We start from the raw sequence: 19110 nt of genomic DNA on the forward strand, positions 1-19110 counted from the left end.
CGCACCATGTCCCGCTAGTCCAGATAGCAAGATGCGATACACATATATGAACGCCCTGAGCACGTAATCCGGGACGCTAGACACGTGCCGAGGGGTGGTCAAGAGTCGTGGTGAAGCCTGCGCGGATCCGGGCCCGCGGCTCCTTTCCAGTCTCCACCGGGCATCCACGGGGCACCTGCGGGTACGGCCCGGCCGCCGCCCCGGGCCGTGATCAGGCAGCCACGGGGCCGGGGCTGACGCGCGTGAAACATTCATCGCGGGGGTGGCGCCCTCCCGCGGCGGCGGACTTGCGCCGCTACCCGTCCGGGTGGACCGGGCCGATCACGTTGATGCCACGGCGGCGAGCCGCCGGAGCGAGCGGCGGAAGAAGGCGTGGTTCAGGGGCTTGAGCAGCAGCCACCCCAGCCGCCCGGCGGCGCCGAAGGGGACGTCCAGATCCTCCTCCCACACGATCGTGGAGGCTCCCGCGGCCCGTGGCAGCACCCGGAAGCGGCCCGTGCCCCGGATCACCCGGCCCGTGTGCCGGACCGCGACCTCGTGGGGAGGGTCCCACGCGGTGATCTCCATCGTGTCGAGGAACCCCACCGGGCCCACCCCGGTGAAGGCCGCCAGGCGGTCACCCGCGCGATGTCCGAAGCCGCTGACGGCCCACGCCCGGGTGAGCAGCATCCACTCGTGGTGCCGCGGCCAGTCCGTCAGCACGGCGAAGACCCGCTCGGGGTCCGCCGCCGCGTCCACCGCCACCAGCAGTCGGCTCATGTCTCTGTCTACGATTCCGCCGCCCTCTCCGGACGCCTGTGACGGGAACGTACCTCCCGTGCCGTGACCCCGGCGACCCGGCTCACTTTCCCGGCCGCCGGCCCGAGACCGTCATCGTGCTCATTTCACCTGGTCGTCGCCGGAAGGACCGGTGGGCGCCATCCGGCCACCGAGGGGGGCGCTGTTAGGTTTGGGCGTATTGCCCGACGCCTCCGCGGAGTGACGACCATGCCGGCCGGATCCTCATTGCCCCCTTCCCTGCTGCGTGCGCTGGCGCGGCCCGTGGCCCCCGGAGCCCTCTCCGACATCGAGCACGTCGTCTTCCTGATGCAGGAGAACCGTTCGTTCGACCACTACTTCGGCAGCATGCGGGGAGTGCGCGGCTTCGGGGACCGCAACGCCGTGTCCACCCGCGCCTGGCGCCCCGTCTTCGAGCAGGACGGCGTTCTGCCCTTCCCGGTCCGGGAGGCCGCCGCCGGCGCGGGGGCCGACCCGATGCTGGTCGACACCCACGACCACACCTGGCTGGGCACGCAGAACGCCTGGGCGATGGGGTGGAACGACGCCTGGGTGCCCAACAAGGGCCCGTCCACCATGGCCTACTACGACCGCCGCGACCTGCCGTTCCACTACGAGCTGGCGGAGGCGTTCACGATCTGCGACGCCTACCACTGCTCGATGCTGAGCTCCACCACGCCGAACCGCAACTACCACATCTCCGGATACACCGGATATGAGCCGGGGACGGAGCAGCGGGCCGTGGACAACGGCGCCTGCGAGGAGGACGGTCACGCCGGCTACGACTGGGTGACCGTTCCCGAGTTGCTCAGTGAGGCGGGCCACGGCTGGCAGGTGTACCAGGAGTGGGACAACTTCCAGTGCAACAACCTGGAGTTCTTCGCCGCGTTCAAGGCCGTGATGACCAAGCTCGGCCTGGCGAGCATGCACTCCTTCTACGAGCAGGTCCGGGTGGCCGACGACCCCGCTCCGCTGCTCGCCGAGCTGGAGGAGAGGGTGGCACGGCTCGGACCGGCCGACCGCGATCTCTATGACCGGGCGCTCCGCCGCACCAGGACGGGTGGCCTGGGGGAGTGGTTCGCCGCCGACGTGGCGGCCGGCCGCCTTCCGGCGGTGTCGTACGTCGTTACCTCGCTGGCCGACTCCGAGCATCCGGAGGGGTCGTCGGCCGTCGAGAGCGGAAGGGTGGTCTACCAGGTGCTCGACGCTCTCGCGTCGCATCCGGAGGTCTGGGCGCGTACGGCGGTGTTCATCACCTACGACGAGAACGACGGCTTCTTCGATCACGTCCCGCCGCCCGTCCCGCCGGAGGGCACAGCCGGGGAGTTCGTCAACGGCCGCCCGCTGGGGCTGGGGATGCGGGTGCCGATGATCGTCGTGTCGCCGTGGAGCGCCGGGGGGTTCGTCTGCTCGCAGACCTTCGACCACAGCTCCACCGTGCGCTTCCTGGAGACGTGGCTGGGCATCAAGGCGCCCGACATCGGCCGCTGGCGCCGCACGGTGGCGGGCGACCTCACCTCGGCCTTCGATTTCACCTCCGCCTCCGTCGTGGACCTCACCTCCGCGCCCGGTTCCGCTCCGGGGCCGGCCGCCTCCGTGGCGCCCGCTCCGGCGGGAACGGCGGTCGCCGGCCGCTGGTATCCCTCTGCCCCGGAGGAGCAGCGGATGCCCGTACAGGAGCCGGGGGTCAGGCCGGCCCGGCCTCTGCCGTACCAGCCGGACGCCTGGGCCCGGGTCCGCGGCCGGTCGGTCGAGATCTCCATGGGCAACACCGGCAGCGCCAGCGCCCACCTGTCCCTTTACGGCTACCTGGGCGAGCTGGCCCGGCCGTCGCACTACGACGTGCTCGGCGGCGCCCGGGAGGTGATCTACTTCCCCTGCCCGTCGTACGACCTGGTCCTCACCGGGCCGAACGGCTTCCGCCGCGAGTTCCGCGGGGGCCCCGGTGACCCCGTCGAGGTCACCAGCGCGATCGACGCGGCGACGCGGACCATCGAGATCGCCGTCGCGAACACCGCCGGATCGCCGGTCGAGGTGACGATCACCCCCCTGGCGTACGGCGGGGCGCCACGGTCCCTGCGGCTGGCGCCCGGCGGCGCGGCGCGGGTTCCCTGGCACGCGCCGGACGGCTGGTACGACGTCCTGGTGGCCCTGGCGGGGGGCGGCGGCTTCGCCCGGCGGCTGATGGGCCACATCGAGAACGGGAGGCCGAGCGTGACGGGATGACCGGCGTGTCGCGCCGCCCGCGGCGGGGTAGGGGGATCGTGCAGCCTGGTAGGTGATATGCGATGTCGCTGACTCTGGCGCTGGCGGGGGACACGATGCTGGGGCGGGGAGTCGCCGGCATGATCGCCCGCTCGGCCGACCCGGCCCGTTTCTTCTCGCCCGACCTTCGCGAGCGGATCGACGAGGCGGACATCCTCATGCTCAATCTCGAGTGCTGCGTGTCCGATCGCGGCGCCGAGTGGCGGGTGCCCGGCAAGCCGTTCTACTTCCGGGCCCCGACGCGGGCGGCTGAGCTGCTGGCCGGGCTGGGTGTCGGGTGCGTCACTCTTGCCAACAACCACGCGATGGATTTCGGCGCGGACGCGATGCTCGACACCCGCGAGCATCTGAGGCGCGTGGGGATCCGCAGCGTCGGCGCGGGGGCGGACGAGTGCCAGGCCCGCGAACCGGAGATCATGCTGGTACGCGGCCTGCGCCTGGGGGTGCTCGGCCTGACCGACCATCCGGCCGACTTCGCGGCGTCCGCCGTACAGCCCGGCGTGGCCTACGCCGATCTCGCGTCGGGCGTGCCGCCGTGGCTCGTCGCGAACGTCAAGGAGCTCTGCGAGCGTGCCGACGTCGTGCTCGTGGCGCCGCACTGGGGCCCGAACATGGTGGACAGGCCACGCGCGTACATCCGCGCGGCGGCGCAGGCGCTGACGTCCGCCGGAGCGACGCTGGTGGCGGGGCATTCTGCGCACGTCTTCCACGGGGTCGCCCCGCCCGTCCTCTACGACCTCGGCGACTTCATCAACGACTACATCGTGGACGAGACGCTGCGCAACGACCTCGGCCTGCTCTTCCTCGTCGGGGTCGACGAGACGGGGCCCCTGCTCGTGCGGGCCGTGCCGATCAAGCTCGAGTACGGCAGGACCCGCCTGGCCCAGGACGAGGACCTGCGCTGGATCCGCGACCGCTTCCGCGCCGCCTGCGGGGGGTTCGGATGCGAGGTGACCGAGGAGGACGGCGAGCTCGTCATCGAGACGCGCTGAGCCGGCCGCTCAGGGGGATCCGGCAGAGACGGGGACCGAGCACAGACGGGGCATGGTCACGGGCGGCCGATCAGCGTGCCGATGCGGAGGGCGGCGGCCAGGGCGTCGGGCTCGCCCGTCCACCTGTACACGTCCGCGGCCGTGTCGGTGAACTTGATGACGTGCTCGTCGCCGTGTGCCACGGCCCGGTCGAGCACCTCCTCGACCGGATCCTCGGCGACCGGCGCGACCGGCAGCACGGCGCGCGGTGCGGCCTCGGCCGGCGCGTACGCCGAGACGATCGCGGCGGAGGTCGCCCAGATCGCGGTCAGGCTCGGCGCCCACAGCTCGTACGGCAGCACCGGCAGGGTGTGCAGCACGGCGTTGGGGGCGGTCGCCGTGTGCACCAGCAGCACCGGGCTGGCGTGGCCGTGGGTGAGGTAGTGCAGCGTGGCGGCGGTGACGAGCTCGGTGAGCAGCGTGCGCACGTCGTCAGGACCGGACGGCCCCCGCAGGGCGGAGACCGAGGACGGCCATTCGGGCAGCTTCGCGAGCTGGCCGAACCGGCTTCGCACGTTGCCCGTCTGGTCGGGGATGCGGGCCACCGCGTCCAGGGCGGCACCCGGGCGCAGCCCGCCCGACAGGTCGTGGACTCCGGGCACCCGGAGGGCCCGTGCCGCCCAGAACGCCAGGCCGTGGGCCAGCTCGGTGAGCGCCGCCGGGCCTTCCACGCCGTCCTCGACGAGGGCGCGCACCGCGTGGCCGACCCGGATCACCCCGTGGGTGGTGCCCGCGACGATCCCCGGGAGCAGGCGCGGCCACCATGTGACGACGACATCCCGCCACGGCTGTTCCCGGACCTGCCGTTCGAAGTAGGCGCTCCAGTCGCCGATCCGCCGGCCGTCGCCGAGCGCCGACATCCAGTTCTCCTCGGTGATCGGGTCACCGGCGGCCGGCAGGTCGTCCAGGCGGCGGATGTAGGAGCCGACCCAGCGCTCCACCACGTCGGCGCGCCCGCGCCGGACGAGGACCTCGGCGGCCATCGGGCCGTGGTTCGTCAGCTGGTCCTCGCCCCACTCCGGCCCTGTTCGCCGGAACCGGTCGTACGCCTCGGCGAGGGTGCCCGTCGTGCCCTCGTTCATGGCCATGGAAGCCTCCGTCATCCCGCGCCCCCTGTGCGCGCCCTCGGGCAGCGTCTCACACACATGGGCGTACGGAAGATCCGTTATCGGGATTTCGGCGGACTCGCCGAAGGGCTCGACCGGGTTCCGCTCGACACCGGAAGGTGCTCTCTCCGCGGGACGGACCGGCGGCGCGCGAGTGCCGGGTGGACCGTCATGTCGGGACGGTCCACCCGGCACCTCTGTTCGAGAGGCCGGACGTACGACTGGCCGGCCGCTCGACGCCCCGCACCCCGAGATTCAACGCGGCCGGCCCGCCGCGCTCCGTACGACGGTCGTGGTCAGGCGTGGACCAGCGGTGTCTCCACGAGGTGCTCGGCGAGGAACCACGCCTGCAGCTCACCCGTACGGATGACGTCGGAGACGAGCAGGTCGTTGGTCCCGTCGTCCCCCATCTCGGCGGCCCGGGCCGCGGCGTCGTGCGAGGCGACGAGGATCGTCTCGTGTGCCTCCAGGAGGCGGGACAGCATGGCGGGCACCTCCTCCACGCCGTCCGGGGGCCGCGGGATCACGGTCATCTCGGCCACCTGTCTCGGGTCGCCGACCGCGACCCCGCCCAAGGTCTGGATCCGCTCGGCGATCGGGTCGATGATCTCGAGCTGTTCGGTCGCGTGCTTGTCGAGCAGCAGGTGGAGCTGGTAGAAGGTCGGGCCCCGCATGAGCCAGTGGTGCTTCTTGTAGAGGCTGTAGAGGATCTGGGTGTCGGCCAGGATCTGGTTGAGCCGCTGGCAGGAGTATTCGCGGGTCTCCTTCGGCAGCCCGATCGGGAAGTCTCTGACGGTCCCGAACCGCTGGATCTCCATGCTCTTCTGGTGCAGCCAGGGTTGGCTGCTCTCACGGGGCTTAACTCTGGCGGAAGGGTTGACAGCCAAGGCGTCTCTCCTCACGTGGGAACCGGTGACGCGCCCATATACAGCGGTTATGTCCGCTCCGCTCCTATAAACCCTCTCTGAATGGCATGCATACGTTAATGAGGGTTTGAACCATTGGCCCGGGGGGCTGCGTACCTTCGAGGTGTTGAGACTTTCGCAACGGCGCACGATCGCCGGAGCCGCCGCCGTGCCGGCCCTCGCCCTGCTGTCCGCCTGCACGGCCGGTCAGGCCGCGCCGGCCGGGCCCGGATCCCTCCCCGCCGCCTCCGGGACGCCCCTCACCGTCGAGCAACTCGCCGCCGAGGCCGGCTGCGCGCCGAAGATCCAGATCGACGCCGCCGAGCTCCGGCAGGGCTACTGCCGGACCTCGATCGGCGACTTCTTCATCACCACCTTCGCCACCCAGCGGGGCAAGGACGCCTGGATGGACCAGGCGCCGGAGTACAACCCGCACCTCGTCGGCAACCTGTGGACGGCGCTGGCCCCCCGGGCCGTGCTCGACCGCCTGCGGGAGCGGATCGGTGGCGATCTTCATCTCAGGGACCACCGGGTGAAGAGCCCTTCGCCGCACTGACCCTGCGAGGGCTCATCGACGTCGAGCATTGCATTTCATAGGCGATCGTTGGATTGATCTTTGCTTGTGCAAGCTCTACTGTGGGTGCCGTGTTCCGGATCAGTGAGGCGGCGGCGCTGCTGGGCGTCAGCGCGGACACGGTGCGGCGATGGGTGGACTCCGGGCGGCTCACCGCCGAGCGCGACGATCACGGCCATCGGATCGTGGCCGGTCGCGACCTGGCGGCGTTCGCGCGCTCGCAGGCGGTCCGCGACGAGCGGGGCGGCGCGACCTCCTCGGCCCGCAACCGCCTGCGCGGCATCGTCACCGAGGTGGTCAGGGACGGGGTGATGGCCCAGGTGGAGATCGCCGCCGGCCCGTTCCGTGTGGTGTCGCTGATGAGCCGGGAGTCCGCCGACGACCTGGGCCTGGAGCCCGGCGTCGTCGCGGTCGCCGTCGTGAAGTCGACGAACGTCGTCGTCGAGCGTCCGGTCGCCTGACATGTCCGTGGTCCGGCGGGAGCGCGTGCGCGGGCAAGCCGGGAGCGCACATGCGGGAGAGGGCGGGGAACTTGCGGGGGAGTTTCGAGTGAGGTCGTTCGGTAGGCGCGTGCTGGGAGCGCTGGTGGCGCCGGTGCTCGTCGCGGGGGTGCTCGCTACGGCCGGGTGCGCGAACAAGGACGAGCGGACGCTGACCGTCTTCGCGGCGGCGTCGCTGACGGAGTCGTTCGGCGCGCTCGGCACGGCGTTCCAGGCCTCACACCCGGGGGTGAAGGTCAAGTTCAACTTCGGCAGCAGCGCCACGCTGGCGCAGCAGATCGCGCAGGGCGCGCCGGCCGACGTGTTCGCCGCCGCCAGCCCGGCGACGATGGCGCAGTCCAAGGCGCCAAAATCCCGGGTCTTCGCGCGCAACCGGCTGGAGATCGCCGTGCCCAAGGGGAACCCCGGGCACGTGGCCGGCCTCAAGGACCTCGCGAATCCGTCCCTCAAGGTGGCGTTGTGCGCCCCTCAGGTGCCGTGCGGCGCAGCCGCCGTGAAGGCCCTGGCGGCCGGTGGGGTGACGGTCAAGCCCGTCACGCTGGAGCAGGACGTGAAGGCCACGCTGACCAAGGTGCGGCTCGGCGAGGTCGACGCCGCGCTGGTCTACCGTACGGACGTCAAGGCGGCGGCGGGCGCGGTCGAGGGCATCGAGTTCCCCGAGGCCGGCAAGGCGATCAACGACTATCCCATCGCCACCGTGCCGAAGACCCGGCAGTACGCCCTTTCGAGGGAGTTCATCGACCTCGTCCTGTCCGACGAGGGCCGCAGGGTCCTGTCCGGTGCGGGATTCACCCCGGTCTGAGCGCCGTGGTCGTGAGAGGCCGGACGCCGTGGGGGCTGGCCGTCCCGGCGGTGGCCGGGATGGCGTTCCTCGTGCTGCCGCTCGCCGGGCTGCTGGTCCGCGCGCCCTGGCCGACGCTGCTCGTCCGGCTGGCCGAGCCCCGGGTGGTCGAGGCGCTGCGCCTCTCCCTGCTCACGGCGACGGCGGCGACGGCGTTGTGCCTCGTGCTCGGTGTGCCGCTGGCCTGGCTGCTCGCCAGGGCCGCCTTCCCGGGCAGGGGGCTCGTGCGGGCGCTGGTGACGGTGCCGCTGGTGCTGCCGCCGGTCGTCGGCGGAGTCGCGCTGCTGCTCGTGTTCGGGCGCAACGGTCTGGCCGGCCGATGGTTCGCCGGCGTCTTCTCCCTGCCGTTCACGACCGCGGGGGTCGTCGTCGCCGAGGCGTTCGTCGCCATGCCGTTCCTGGTGATCAGCGTGGAGGGCACGCTCCGCGCCGCCGACCTCCGGTACGAGGAGGCCGCCGCCACCCTCGGGGCCTCCCGCTGGACGGTGTTCCGCAGGGTCACCCTGCCCCTCGTCGCGCCGGGGGTCACGGCGGGAGCCGTGCTGTGCTGGGCGCGGGCCCTCGGCGAGTTCGGCGCGACGATCACCTTCGCGGGGAACTTCCCCGGCACCACGCAGACGATGCCGCTGGCCGTCTACCTGGCTCTGGAGAACGATCCCGACGCCGCCATCGTCCTCAGCCTCGTGCTGCTCGCCGTCTGCGTCGCCGTCCTCGCCGCGCTCCGCGACCGCTGGATCAGGGCGTGACGGGTGATCGGCGGATGACGGGGGCCGGGTGGCCGCGGTGCTGAGCGCGCGTCTGGTCGTCGAGCGCGACGGGTTCCTGCTCGACGTCTCCATCGAGGCCGCGGCGGGCGAGGTCGTCGCGCTGCTCGGCCCCAACGGCGCGGGCAAGACGACCGCGCTGCGCGCGCTCGCCGGTCTCGTACGGCTCTCGCGCGGCGAGATCGTCCTGGACGGCGAGGCGATCCACGAGCACCCGGCCGAGCGGCGCTCCGTCGGCATGGTCTTCCAGGACTACCTGCTCTTCCCCCACCTGTCGGCCCTCGACAACGTGGCGTTCGGGCCGCGCTGCCAGGGAACGCCCAAGGCGCGGGCGCGTGATCAGGCCCGGGACTGGCTCGAACGCGTCGGCCTGGGCGCGCATCTGCACGCCCGGCCGAGGGAGCTGTCCGGCGGCCAGGCGCAGCGGGTGGCGCTCGCGCGGGCCCTCGCCGTACGGCCGCGCCTGCTGCTTCTGGACGAGCCGCTGGCGGCGCTCGACGCGCACACGCGCCTGGAGGTCCGGGCGGGGCTCCGCCGCCACCTGGAGGACTTCGGCGGCGCGACCGTCCTCGTCACCCACGACCCGCTGGACGCGATGGTGCTGGCCGACCGCCTGGTGGTCGTCGAGAACGGTGCGATCGTGCAGCAGGGGTCGCCCGCCGAGGTGGCCCGTCAGCCCCGTACGGACTACGTCGCCCGCCTGGTGGGCCTCAACCTCTATCGCGGGGTGGCGGCCGGGCACCGGGTGACGATCGCCGGGGCTCTCACGCTGAGCGCGGCCGAGGAGCTGTCAGGGCCGGTGTTCGTCGCGTTCCCGCCCTCGGCGGTGGCGCTGTTCCGGACACGTCCCGACGGGACGCCGCGCAACACATGGGCGGCGACGATCGCGGGCGTCGAGCGGCACGGCGACCAGTTCCGGGTGAGCCTCGACGGCCCGCTGAGCGTCTCCGCCGACGTGACGGCCGCAGCGGTCGCGGACCTCGGCCTGCTGCCCGCTCAGGAGGTCTGGGTCGCCGTCAAGGCCACCGAGACCCACGCCTATCCGGCCTGATCCGGGGAGGCGCCGCGCCGGACCGCGGTGACGATGCGGTCCAGGCAGGCCAGGTCGGCCGGGTCGAGGGCCAGAAGGGAAGCCGGCGGGCGGTTGAGCAGGCGCTCGGCCCGCCCGGCCGCCGCCGCGCCCTCCGGGGTGATCGTGACGACCTTCACCCGGCGGTCGCCCAGGTGCGCCGCCCGCTCCACCAGGCCGCGCCGTTCAAGGTCGGCGACGACCACGCTGGTGTAGGGGGCGTCGGTCACGAGCCGGTCGGCGAGCGTGCGCAGCGTCACGGGGCCGCCGGCGACGACGATCAGCGCCTTGACCCGGACGAAGCTCAGGCCGAGGGCCGCCGACACCTCCTTACGGCGGTCGTTGTCGTCGACGACCAGCGCCCGGACGCCCCGCCAGATGCGCTCGGCCACGCCCCCGGCATCTTCACGAGGCCCCTGGTCGCCGGCCGCCGCAGGCGTGGCGCCGCCGCCGGGCCCTCGGCCCGTGGCGTCGTCACGGGGGGCCGCGGCGCCGCCGCCCCCGTGATCGGCGACGCGTTCATCCGTCACGGGTGCCCACCGCCTCCAGAGGTCTGAGGCGGGCCGCCGTCCGCTCCGCCGTACCGGCGGCCCAGCGGCCGGTCGTGGCGACGGCGAGCGACAGCACCAGCAGGCCGTAGGCCGCGGTGATCCACCAGCCGGCCCGCGCCGCGCTCACGAAGGCGGCGCCGTGCGCGGTCCCGGCGACGACCGCTCCGGCGATGGCCACGCCGAGCGACTGGCCGATCTGGCGGCTGGTGGAGGCGACGGCGGCGGCCACCCCGGCCTGGGCGAGCGGCATCCCGGACACGGCCGTGTTCGTGATCGGCGGGTTCACCATCCCGAAGCCGAGACCGAAGATCACGTAGATGCTCAGCACCAGCGGCAGGGGAGTGGTCAGCGTCATCCGGGTGAGCAGGACGCCCCCTACGGTGAGGCACGCGCCCGCCACGAGCAGGGACGTCCTGGGCCCGCGAAGGCCCACCAGGCGGCCCGACAGGGGGCCGAAGATCAGCGTCATCAGCGCGACCGGCAGCGTGCAGAGCCCCGCGTCGAGCGCGGACAGGCCGCGGTTGCTCTGGAGGTAGAGGGTGTTCAGGAAGAGGAAGGATCCCAGCGCGGCGAAGCCGCAGATCGCGATCGCCGCCGCTCCCGAGAAGGGCGCGCTCCGGAAGAACCGGATGTCCAGGAGGGGCTCCTCCCGCCGCAACTCGTACGCGACGAGCGCGGCCAGCGCGATCGCGGCGACGGCGAAGCAGGGCCCGCTGACGGCCCAGCCCGCGCCGGGCCCCTCGATGATCCCGTACGTCAGCGACGCCAGCAGGACGATGACCAGGAGCTGGCCGACGGGGTCCGCGCGGCGCGCCTTGGCCGCCTTGGACTCCGGGACGAACAGCCACGTCAGTGCCAGCGCGGCCAGCCCGATCGGCACGTTGATCCAGAAGATGGCCCGCCAGCCGACCGTGTCCGTGAGGAGGCCGCCGACGACGGGCCCGAGCGCCATGCTGATTCCGACGACGCCGCCCCACACGCCGATGGCCTGGGCGCGCTCCCTGCGGTCGGTGAAGGTGTTCGTGATGATCGACATGGCGACCGGGTTCAGCATCGAGCCGCCGAGCGCCTGGACCACGCGGAAGACGACCAGCCACCCCAGGCTCGGGGCGACGCTGCACAGCAGCGACCCGGCGGTGAAGGCGACGAGGCCGGTCTGGAACGTCCGCCGCCGCCCGATCCGGTCGGCCGTGGACCCGGAGAGCATCAGGAAGCTGGCCAGCGTGAGCGTGTAGGCGTCGATCGTCCACTGCAGGCCGGACACCTGCGCGTGCAGCTCGTGGCCGAGCGAGGGGAGAGCCACGTTCACGATCGTGTTGTCCAGCGCGACGATCAGCAGGCTCATGCAGCAGATCAGGAGGACGAGTATCCGCCTTCGGCGGCTCATAGGCGACACCTCATTAGTTGTGCTAACACAACAGTACAGGTGCGCCCAGAGTGGGCAGCTCACGGGCCGGTCACCGGGTGGGAGGCCGTCCCCGGCGGCCTCCCGGCGGCGTGCTCAGACCTCCAGCCTGTCCTCGATGGTCCGGAGCTGGTGGCGTGCCATCGCGAGGTTGGCCCGGCTCCGTTCGAGGGCGAGGTAGAGGAACAGGCCCTTGCCGCCGCGGCCGGTCAGCGGCCGGATGATGTGGTACTGGCTCTGCAGCGTGATGAGGATGTCCTCGATGGCCTCTTCGATCTTGAGCGCGTCCATGGCCCGCAGCTTGGCCTTGACGACCTCCGTGTTGCCGGCCGCGGCCACCTGGAGGTCCAGCTCCTTCGAGCCGCCAAGGGTGCCCAGCGCCATGCCGCTGCCGTAGTCGACGACGGCGGCGCCCACCGCTCCGTCGATGGACAGCATCTCCTTCAGCGAGATGTCCATGTTCGCCATGTGGTCTTCTCCTATTCGTTGGCGCGTTCGACGATGGCGGCGAGTGTGGCCGCCGTCTTGCGTCCCTCGATCCGGAGCAGGCCGAGGTTGGCCCCAGGGCCCGCGAGAACGGTGAGGACGAGCGTGGGCCCCGCGGCGTAGGACGCGGTGTGACCGAGAGTGGCGGAGATCAGGGTCTCCTCCAGCCGGCCGATACGGGCGAGGCCGGCCATCCGGCGGCTCAGCGACAGCAGCGCGGACGTGAGCGCCGCCGTCTGCTCGGTGGTCTGCTCGGTGCCGGCGACCAGGTCCGTGGTGTCCAGGTCAGAGGTGACGAGCATGCCGTCCACCGTGCAGACGAGCGCCCCGGTGATCTCGGGTGCGCGGCCGCGCAGCAGGACGAGCTCTTCCTGGACGTCGCGGCGCAGATCCATCGGAACACCCTTCCTGGCTCGTCTGAGCCATGTGCGCATGATCACTACAGCGCCTCGAGCGCGTCACGCAGCCTGATGAGCAGGTTCACGTCGGTCGCGTCCGCGTTCACGGCGAGAGGGCCCGAGGCATGCCGCCCCTCGGCCTGAGGGGGGCTCGCCGGCTCCTTTCCCGTTCCCGCGCCGCGGCCCGGCTGGGACCGGCCGCCGGGCGGCGTCCGCTTCGGGAGCGCGGGAGCCGCCGTCTGTCCCGTGTCGAGCAGCCCCGCGGCCGCAAGCTCCCGTACGGCGAGCAGGGTGGAGTAGGCGGGGCGTCCGAGTCGGCGGGCCAGCTCGGCGGGGGTGGCGGTGCAGTCGGCGGTGCGCATCAGCTCCCACTGGAGGGGGGTCAGCACCGCCCGCGCGGCGCCGATGTGGCTGACCGGCGTCACCGGCCGCCCGTCGAGCTCCGCCGACGGCCATGCCCGTTCCAGCCGCGACCGCCGGCGCGCGCACTCCCGCAGCAGGCCCGGGACGTCGAAGAACCAGTGCGCGCCGAGCCAGTGCTCCTCGCCCTCCTTGAACCGCGTCCTGGCGGGCCGTGCCTGGAGCAGGAAGTACGCCGCGTCGAGGGTCGCACCGAGCACGCAGAACTGCAGCTCGCCCCGGCTGAGGACCCCCTGGCGCACCAGGATGTCCCCGCCGTGCTCGTCCGGGCCGGCGGCCTGCCGTACGGTGCGCAGGCCGGTGGCGCTGATCCTGCCGGAGGCGGCCAGCAACTCTTCGACGCTCAGGGTGGCGGCGCACTCCACGTATGACACGCGGCCCTGTGAGAGGTAGACGGTGCCCTCCTTGCCCGCGCGGAGGGCGCCGGTCGTGCCGTCCGCGGCGAGGGCGGGCAGGGCGGTGTCGAGGGTCGATGCGGCCATGGCTCAGGAGGCGACCAGCTGGTCGGTGATGGTGAGCAGCCGTCGCCGGGCCAGCGCCAGGTTCGCACGTTCCCGGTCGAGGCGGAGGCAGACGAGCAGCGGCCCGTCGAACATCATCTCCATGGGACGGATGAGGTGGTAGCTCGTGTCCGTGGTGATGATGAGGTCCTCGACGCGGAACGACCCCTCCGGCGAGGACACGGCGACGCCGTCGATCGTGGCGCGGAAGGCCTCGCTGAGCCCGGCCGCCGATCTGGCCGGGTCGGGCATCCCTTTCTCCGCCACGGCCATGCCGCTGGTGTGATCCACGAGAATCGCACCGAGCGCGCCCGGGATCGACATGGCCTCGGAAAGGCAGTCCTCTATCCCGATCACCCGTAACTCCTCGTCGTCGGCCGATCTGCCCGGCCCACATTAGAGGAGCAGGTGGACGCTTCCGTCTGAATGTGAAAGGGGAGGTATACAGGTATTAGTCAGGCGGAATAAGGATTGTTCCTCCGGGAATGGTAATCGTCATTTCGCGAAACTTATTCATTTCGGGGTGGGCGAATCGGCCGGGACGACGTGGTGGCGTGTGAGCGGGGGCGGTCCGGTCGCGTGCGTTCCGGCGTTGTCCACAGGCGGGCGGGCGCGGTGCCCCGCCGTACGGCGTGCCGTACAGAATGGGAGGCGTGGAGCGGATCCTGGTCAGCGCGTGCCTGCTCGGCAGTCGTGTGCGCTTCGACGGCGGGGCGAAGACCAGCGGCGACGAGCTGCTGGCCGCCTGGCGGGCGGAGGGGCGGCTGGTGCCGTTCTGCCCCGAGGTGGAGGGCGGGCTGCCCGTGCCGCGCCCGCCCGCGGAGATCGAGGGCGGGGCGGGCGGTGCGGCCGTCCTGTCGGGCGAGGCCCGCGTGCTGACGCCGGACGGGAGTGACGTGACCTGGGCCTTCCTGTCCGGCGCGCGGCAGGCCCTCGCCGCCGCCACCTCCTCCGGCGCGCGGCTGGCGATCCTCAAGGAGGGCAGCCCGTCCTGCGGCTCCCTGCGCGTCCACGACGGCACCTTCAGCGGCCGCGCCGTCCCCGGTCGGGGGGTCACGGCGGCCCTGCTGGAGCTGAACGGCGTACGCGTCTTCGGGGAGGACCGGATCGCCGAGGCGGCGGCCCACCTGGACGCGCTGGTCAGGGAGAGAGCGGGTCGGCGGTCACGATGACCGCCTTCTCGTCGGGCTTGTGCACCAGGACGGTGTCGACGTAGGACCGCACGGCGGCCTTGAGCCCGACGTCCTTGCCCGCCGCCTCCGACATGTACCACCGGTGGTCGAGCACCTCGTGGAAGAGCTGAGCCGGCTCCAGCTTGCGCCGCATCTCGGCGGGGATGGCGCTCACCACGGAGTTGAACACCTCGGCGAGCCAGCGGTGGGCCACTATCGCCTCGTCCTCGTGCCGCAGGCCGTTCGACACGCGGAACGAGTCGAGGTCGTTGAGCAGCCGCCTGGCCTGGTTCTCCTCCACGTCCAGGCCGGTCAGCCGCAGCAGGCGGCGCTGGTGGTGCCCGGCGTCCACGACCTTCGGCCGCACGATGATCCGGGAGGTGCCGGCCTTGCGGCGGATCATCATCTCCGCCACGTCGAAGCCGAGCGAGTTGAGCCGGCGCACCCGCTGGTCCACCCGGTGCCAGTCGACCTCCTCGATGATCTCGTCCTGGGTCAGTTCGTCCCAGAGCCGGTGGTAGCGCTCCACGAGCTGCTCGGAGAAGGCCAGCGGGTCGATCGTGGGGTGGAGGAGGCCGCCGGCCTCCAGGTCCAGCATTTCGCCATAAATGTTGATGTGCGCCACGTCGATGTCGTGGGCCCGCTGCCCCTCGCTGATCGCGGGGTGCAGCTCCCCGGTCTCGGCGTCCACCAGATAGGCGGCGAAGGCGCCCGCGTCCCGGCGGAACAGCGTGTTCGACAGCGAGCAGTCGCCCCAGTAGAACCCGTTCAGGTGGAGCCGTACGAGCAGGACGGCGAGGGCGTCGAGCAGGCGGGTCAGCGTGTCCGGCCGGACCGAGCCCGACAGCACCGCCCGGTACGGCAGGGAGAACTGGAGATGCCGGGTGATCAGGGCGGAGTCGAGCTCGGAGCCGTCCTGCGCGGTGCGCCCGGTCACCACGGCGACCGGCTCGACCGAAGGGGCGTCGAGGCGCGCGAGGTCCCACAGCAGCCGGTACTCCCGCTTGGCGTACCGGGCGCTGATCTCCTTGATCGCGTAGACCCGGCCGGACAGCCGGGCGAAGCGCACGACGTGCCGCGATATGCCGCGGGGAAGGGTCACCAGGTGATGGACGGGCCACTCCTCGAGGGGGATGTCCCACGGCAGCCGGATCAGATCCGGGTCGCTGGGCGCGCCGATCATCTGCAAGGGCACGGTTACTCCTATTTTGAGGGTTACCGAACCTAGTGTCCCGGATAGAGTCGGGCGCTATGACGCTGGTGGACGACTTCCTCGACTGGTACCTGGCCGCGCATCCGGTGAGAGCGGCCCTTCTCGGGGCCGACGGCTTCGACCGTACGCTGGGCGATTTCAGCGAGGCCGCCTTCCTCGACCGGGATCGGGCGGCGGAGCAGTGGTCGCTGCGGCTCTCGGAGGAGCGCCCGGATTCGCTCGACGACGAGATCGACCGCGACCTGGTCGTCTCGCATCTGCGCGGATGGGTCGCCTCGGCCCGGTGGCCGGACTGGCGGCGCGACCCGTCCACCTATCTGGGTGCGATCTTCGGCTCGATGTTCGCGCCGTTCCAGCAGCGTCTGAAGCCGGAGGCCGAGCTGGTCGACGCGGCGGTGGCGCGGCTCGCCGACGTGCCCGCCGTGCTCGCCGCGTGCCGCGCGAACCTGGATCCGGATCTCGCCGCCGAGCTGCTCGTCACCCGCGGCCTCGGCCAGGCCCGTACGGCACGGCACTTCCTGACCCGGACGCTGCCCGCCGAGGTCCTCGACCCTGACCTGAGGGCACGGCTGGCCTCGGCAGCCGAGCCGGCGGCCGTGGCTTTCGACGAGTTCGTCCGATTCCTTGAGGGCTTCACCGCGGCCGGCACGTGGCGGATGGGCGAGAAGCTCTACTCGGAGCTGCTGGTCGACAGGGAGATGCTGGGGTACGGCGCCGCCGAGCTGCACGAGAAGGGCCGGCAGGCCTGGGCGGAGCTCGACGCCCGGATGCGGGAGGTCGCCGGCCGCCTCGGCTCCGGCGACTGGCGGGCCGTCATGGAGTCGGTGATGGACGACCATCCGCCGACGCTGGAGGACATGCGGGCCGAGTACGAGGCGGAGACCCTGCGGGCGCGCGAGTTCGTCAAGGAGCGGGAGCTGGTGACCTTCCCGGACGGGGAGGTGTGCCGGGTGCTGCCGTCGGCCGAGTTCCAGCGGCCGATCATCGCCGTGGCGCACTACCTGGCCCCGCCGCCGCTCAGCCCCTCGCGTACCGGTGCGTTCTTCGTGCCCTACACCCCCGACGGGTTCACCGAGGAGCAGGTGCGCCAGCGGCTGCGCACCAACTCCCGCGCCCAGATGCCGTCGATCGCCGTCCACGAGGCCTACCCCGGCCACCACTGGCACCTGTCCTGGATGGCCGGCAATCCGCGAAGGGCGCGCCAGATCTTCCGCACGCCGTACTTCACCGAGGGCTGGGCCCTGTACGTCGAGAGGCTCATGTACGAGCAGGGGTACTTCGACACCCCGCGTACCGAGCTGGCCCACCTGGACTGCCGCATCTGGAGGGCCGCGAGGATCGTCGTCGACACGGCGCTGCACTGCGGCGACATGACGATCGAGGAGGCCGAGACGTACATGGCCACCAAGGCGTCGCTGTCGCCGGGCACGGCCGCGGGAGAGGTCAGCCGCTACTGCGCCTGGCCGACCCAGGCGCCCTCGTACCTCACCGGCGCGCTGGAGATCGAGCGGATCCGGGAGGAGTGGACGGGGGACCTGCGGACGTTCAACGACACGATCGCCGGCTCCGGCGGGCTGCCGCTGGGCCTCGCCCGCAAGGCCGTCATCCGCTGAGCGCCGCGTCAGGAGGCTGCGTACGGGCGAGCCTCATCCGCTGAAGGCGCGCTCCACCACGGCGGCGAGCTGGTCGTCGGTGAGGACCGCGGGCCGGCCCACGCCCAGCGCGCGGACGTAGACCTCGCAGAGCCACTCCAGCAGGCGCGTCGCCTCGAACGCCTGCTCCAGCGAGCCGCCGATCGTCACGCCGCCGTGATTGGCCATCAGCGCCGCCTGCCCGCCGGCCAGCGCCTCGACGACGTTGGCCGCCAGCTCGGGGGTTCCGTACGTCGCGTACGGGGCGACCCGGACCGTGCCGCCGAGGAGCAGGGCGTTGTAGTGGATCGGCGGCAGCTCGGTCATGGTGGAGGCCACCACGGTCGCGAAGACCGAGTGGGTGTGGACGATGGCGCGCGCGCCGGTGGCGGCGTACAGGGCCAGGTGCATCGGCGTCTCCGACGACGGCTTGCGCCCGCCGCGGGCACCGGCCGTATCGGCGCTGCCACCGGGATGTCCAGCGCCACGGGCTTGTGGGGTGCCGTGGGCTTGTGGGGTGTCGCCGTCACGGACATGGTCGGTGTGGCTGTCATGGGCTTGTTCGGTGTGGCCGTCACGGGCTTGGGAGGCGTCCCTGACGGCGGCCGCGTCCTCCACCACCCGGCCGTCGAGATCAAGGACGGGGCAGTCCTCCGGCCGCAGCCGGTCGAGGGCCACGCCTGAGGGAGTGACCGCGACCAGGTCCCCGTGCCGGACGCTCAGGTTGCCGGATGTGCCGATGACCAGGCCCAGGGACACCGCCCGCCTGCCGTACTCGCAAAGTTCCCGCCGCAGCTCGTCCACGCGGTGAATCTACACAATCGGGCCGATTGGCCGCGTGGAGTGATTCGTGATGTCCTGGGGACATGTACGAGGCTTCCGAGTGGCGGCGTGACGGAGACACCATCCGCAGGACCGTCGTCGCCCCCGACTTCCGTACGGCCATCGCGATCGTGAACGACGTGGCCGAGCAGGCCGAGGCGCTGAACCACCATCCCGACATCGACATCCGGTGGCGAACCCTTCATCTGGCGCTCACCACCCATGACGCCGGCGGGTTGACCGACCTCGACTACAAGCTGGCCGCCCGGATCGACGCCATCGTCGCCGACCACCAGGCACGGTCGCACGCGGCAGAGTGAGACGCTGCGACTGGCCATGTCCAGCGCGCTCGCGCGGCGACATGGTGAACGCGTCTTGTGACCATGCGGCCATTGGTCACCAGTCAACGATCCCGACTTGAGCGGCACTCATGAATCAGGTGCTCGGGTTGTCTGGATGTGGTGGTCGCTAGCGGAGGTTGCATCGATCATGTGTTCGATATAGTGTTGGGGTAGCCGTTACAGGTGAGCTTAGTTGGCGGGCCGTTGTGGGCCATGCGCCGTGTGATGAGTAGCTGAGTCTGCGTGAGGGGTTCCCGGTCCGGGCGATCGGGAGGCAGTCTGTCGCTTTCGTTGCCGGTCAGGGGGTGCCCGCCGTGTCAGCTCCGTCTGCATCTTCGC

At 71.8% G+C, this 19110-nt stretch carries 21 protein-coding genes; 10 read left to right on the plus strand and 11 right to left on the minus strand.

Features of this window, described 5'->3' with window-relative positions:
* Positions 1-321 precede the first annotated feature (321 nt).
* Positions 322-759, minus strand: a complete 438-nt coding sequence (locus AB0B72_RS27005; protein WP_367741776.1) for an SRPBCC family protein — start codon at positions 757-759, stop codon at positions 322-324.
* Positions 760-987: 228 nt separating this feature from the next.
* Between AB0B72_RS27005 and AB0B72_RS27010 the strand changes: the two genes are divergently transcribed.
* Both AB0B72_RS27010 and AB0B72_RS27015 read left to right on the plus strand, forming a co-directional pair.
* Positions 988-3003, plus strand: coding sequence for a phosphocholine-specific phospholipase C (locus AB0B72_RS27010; RefSeq protein WP_367741779.1), 2016 nt, complete (start codon positions 988-990; stop codon positions 3001-3003).
* Between the two features lie 62 nt (positions 3004-3065).
* Positions 3066-4034 carry a CapA family protein gene (locus AB0B72_RS27015; RefSeq protein WP_367741782.1) on the plus strand — a complete coding sequence of 323 codons (969 nt, stop codon included), beginning with the start codon at positions 3066-3068 and terminating at the stop codon, positions 4032-4034.
* A gap of 56 nt (positions 4035-4090) precedes the next feature.
* Here the strand turns inward: AB0B72_RS27015 and AB0B72_RS27020 are convergent, their stop codons facing one another.
* Together AB0B72_RS27020 and AB0B72_RS27025 are read right to left on the minus strand one after the other, a co-directional pair.
* On the minus strand, positions 4091-5161 hold the full coding sequence (locus AB0B72_RS27020) for a questin oxidase family protein (protein ID WP_367741784.1): 1071 nt from the start codon (positions 5159-5161) through the stop codon (positions 4091-4093).
* A gap of 314 nt (positions 5162-5475) precedes the next feature.
* Positions 5476-5997, minus strand: a complete 522-nt coding sequence (locus tag AB0B72_RS27025; RefSeq protein WP_367741807.1) for a Dps family protein — start codon at positions 5995-5997, stop codon at positions 5476-5478.
* A gap of 214 nt (positions 5998-6211) precedes the next feature.
* Between AB0B72_RS27025 and AB0B72_RS27030 the strand changes: the two genes are divergently transcribed.
* The 5 genes from AB0B72_RS27030 (at position 6212) to AB0B72_RS27050 (ending at position 9814) form a co-directional block, all read left to right on the plus strand.
* Entirely contained in the window at positions 6212-6640 is a 429-nt protein-coding gene (locus AB0B72_RS27030; RefSeq protein ID WP_367741785.1) for a hypothetical protein, read from the plus strand.
* A gap of 89 nt (positions 6641-6729) precedes the next feature.
* Positions 6730-7119, plus strand: coding sequence for a molybdopterin-binding protein (locus tag AB0B72_RS27035; RefSeq protein ID WP_367741786.1), 390 nt, complete (start codon positions 6730-6732; stop codon positions 7117-7119).
* Positions 7120-7252: 133 nt separating this feature from the next.
* A complete protein-coding gene (modA, locus tag AB0B72_RS27040; RefSeq protein ID WP_367741808.1) occupies positions 7253-7960 on the plus strand; it encodes a molybdate ABC transporter substrate-binding protein in 708 nt (235 codons plus the stop codon).
* Positions 7961-8019: 59 nt separating this feature from the next.
* Positions 8020-8745, plus strand: coding sequence for a molybdate ABC transporter permease subunit (gene modB / locus AB0B72_RS27045; protein WP_367741810.1), 726 nt, complete (start codon positions 8020-8022; stop codon positions 8743-8745).
* Between the two features lie 37 nt (positions 8746-8782).
* Positions 8783-9814: an ABC transporter ATP-binding protein gene (locus AB0B72_RS27050; protein WP_367741788.1), complete on the plus strand. Its 1032-nt coding sequence runs from the start codon at positions 8783-8785 to the stop codon at positions 9812-9814.
* Here the strand turns inward: AB0B72_RS27050 and AB0B72_RS27055 are convergent.
* From AB0B72_RS27055 to AB0B72_RS27080, 6 genes are all read right to left on the minus strand, one after another.
* A complete protein-coding gene (locus tag AB0B72_RS27055; protein WP_367741789.1) occupies positions 9802-10362 on the minus strand; it encodes a MarR family winged helix-turn-helix transcriptional regulator in 561 nt (186 codons plus the stop codon). The two genes, AB0B72_RS27050 and AB0B72_RS27055, sit on opposite strands and share 13 nt — an antisense overlap.
* A complete protein-coding gene (locus AB0B72_RS27060; RefSeq protein WP_367741791.1) occupies positions 10352-11770 on the minus strand; it encodes an MFS transporter in 1419 nt (472 codons plus the stop codon). The genes AB0B72_RS27055 and AB0B72_RS27060 overlap by 11 nt, the downstream gene beginning before the upstream one ends.
* Before the next feature lie 114 nt (positions 11771-11884).
* Entirely contained in the window at positions 11885-12256 is a 372-nt protein-coding gene (locus AB0B72_RS27065) for a hypothetical protein (protein WP_367741792.1), read from the minus strand.
* A gap of 11 nt (positions 12257-12267) precedes the next feature.
* The gene (locus AB0B72_RS27070; RefSeq protein WP_367741793.1) at positions 12268-12669 is read right to left on the minus strand and encodes a roadblock/LC7 domain-containing protein; all 402 of its coding nucleotides are present in this window, start codon (positions 12667-12669) and stop codon (positions 12268-12270) included.
* 44 nt (positions 12670-12713) lie between these two features.
* Positions 12714-13574: a DUF4388 domain-containing protein gene (locus AB0B72_RS27075; RefSeq protein ID WP_367741794.1), complete on the minus strand. Its 861-nt coding sequence runs from the start codon at positions 13572-13574 to the stop codon at positions 12714-12716.
* Positions 13575-13577: 3 nt separating this feature from the next.
* Positions 13578-13949, minus strand: coding sequence for a roadblock/LC7 domain-containing protein (locus AB0B72_RS27080; protein WP_367741795.1), 372 nt, complete (start codon positions 13947-13949; stop codon positions 13578-13580).
* 296 nt (positions 13950-14245) lie between these two features.
* Here AB0B72_RS27080 and AB0B72_RS27085 point away from each other — a divergent pair, with 296 nt between their 5' ends.
* The gene (locus AB0B72_RS27085) at positions 14246-14764 is read left to right on the plus strand and encodes a DUF523 domain-containing protein (RefSeq protein ID WP_367741796.1); all 519 of its coding nucleotides are present in this window, start codon (positions 14246-14248) and stop codon (positions 14762-14764) included.
* Here AB0B72_RS27085 and AB0B72_RS27090 read toward each other — a convergent pair.
* Positions 14733-15959, minus strand: a complete 1227-nt coding sequence (locus tag AB0B72_RS27090) for a DUF4032 domain-containing protein (protein ID WP_367741798.1) — start codon at positions 15957-15959, stop codon at positions 14733-14735. The genes AB0B72_RS27085 and AB0B72_RS27090 overlap by 32 nt on opposite strands.
* Before the next feature lie 56 nt (positions 15960-16015).
* Here AB0B72_RS27090 and AB0B72_RS27095 point away from each other — a divergent pair, with 56 nt between their 5' ends.
* A complete protein-coding gene (locus tag AB0B72_RS27095; protein ID WP_367741799.1) occupies positions 16016-17590 on the plus strand; it encodes a DUF885 domain-containing protein in 1575 nt (524 codons plus the stop codon).
* 33 nt (positions 17591-17623) lie between these two features.
* Here the strand turns inward: AB0B72_RS27095 and AB0B72_RS27100 are convergent, their stop codons facing one another.
* Positions 17624-18412 carry a class II aldolase/adducin family protein gene (locus AB0B72_RS27100; RefSeq protein ID WP_367741800.1) on the minus strand — a complete coding sequence of 263 codons (789 nt, stop codon included), beginning with the start codon at positions 18410-18412 and terminating at the stop codon, positions 17624-17626.
* A gap of 62 nt (positions 18413-18474) precedes the next feature.
* Between AB0B72_RS27100 and AB0B72_RS27105 the strand changes: the two genes are divergently transcribed.
* The gene (locus AB0B72_RS27105; protein ID WP_367741802.1) at positions 18475-18750 is read left to right on the plus strand and encodes a 4a-hydroxytetrahydrobiopterin dehydratase; all 276 of its coding nucleotides are present in this window, start codon (positions 18475-18477) and stop codon (positions 18748-18750) included.
* The last annotated feature ends 360 nt before the right edge of the window (positions 18751-19110 follow it).

The sequence above is a fragment of the Microbispora sp. NPDC049125 genome, from assembly GCF_040802045.1.
In the GTDB taxonomy this organism is placed as follows: domain Bacteria; phylum Actinomycetota; class Actinomycetes; order Streptosporangiales; family Streptosporangiaceae; genus Microbispora.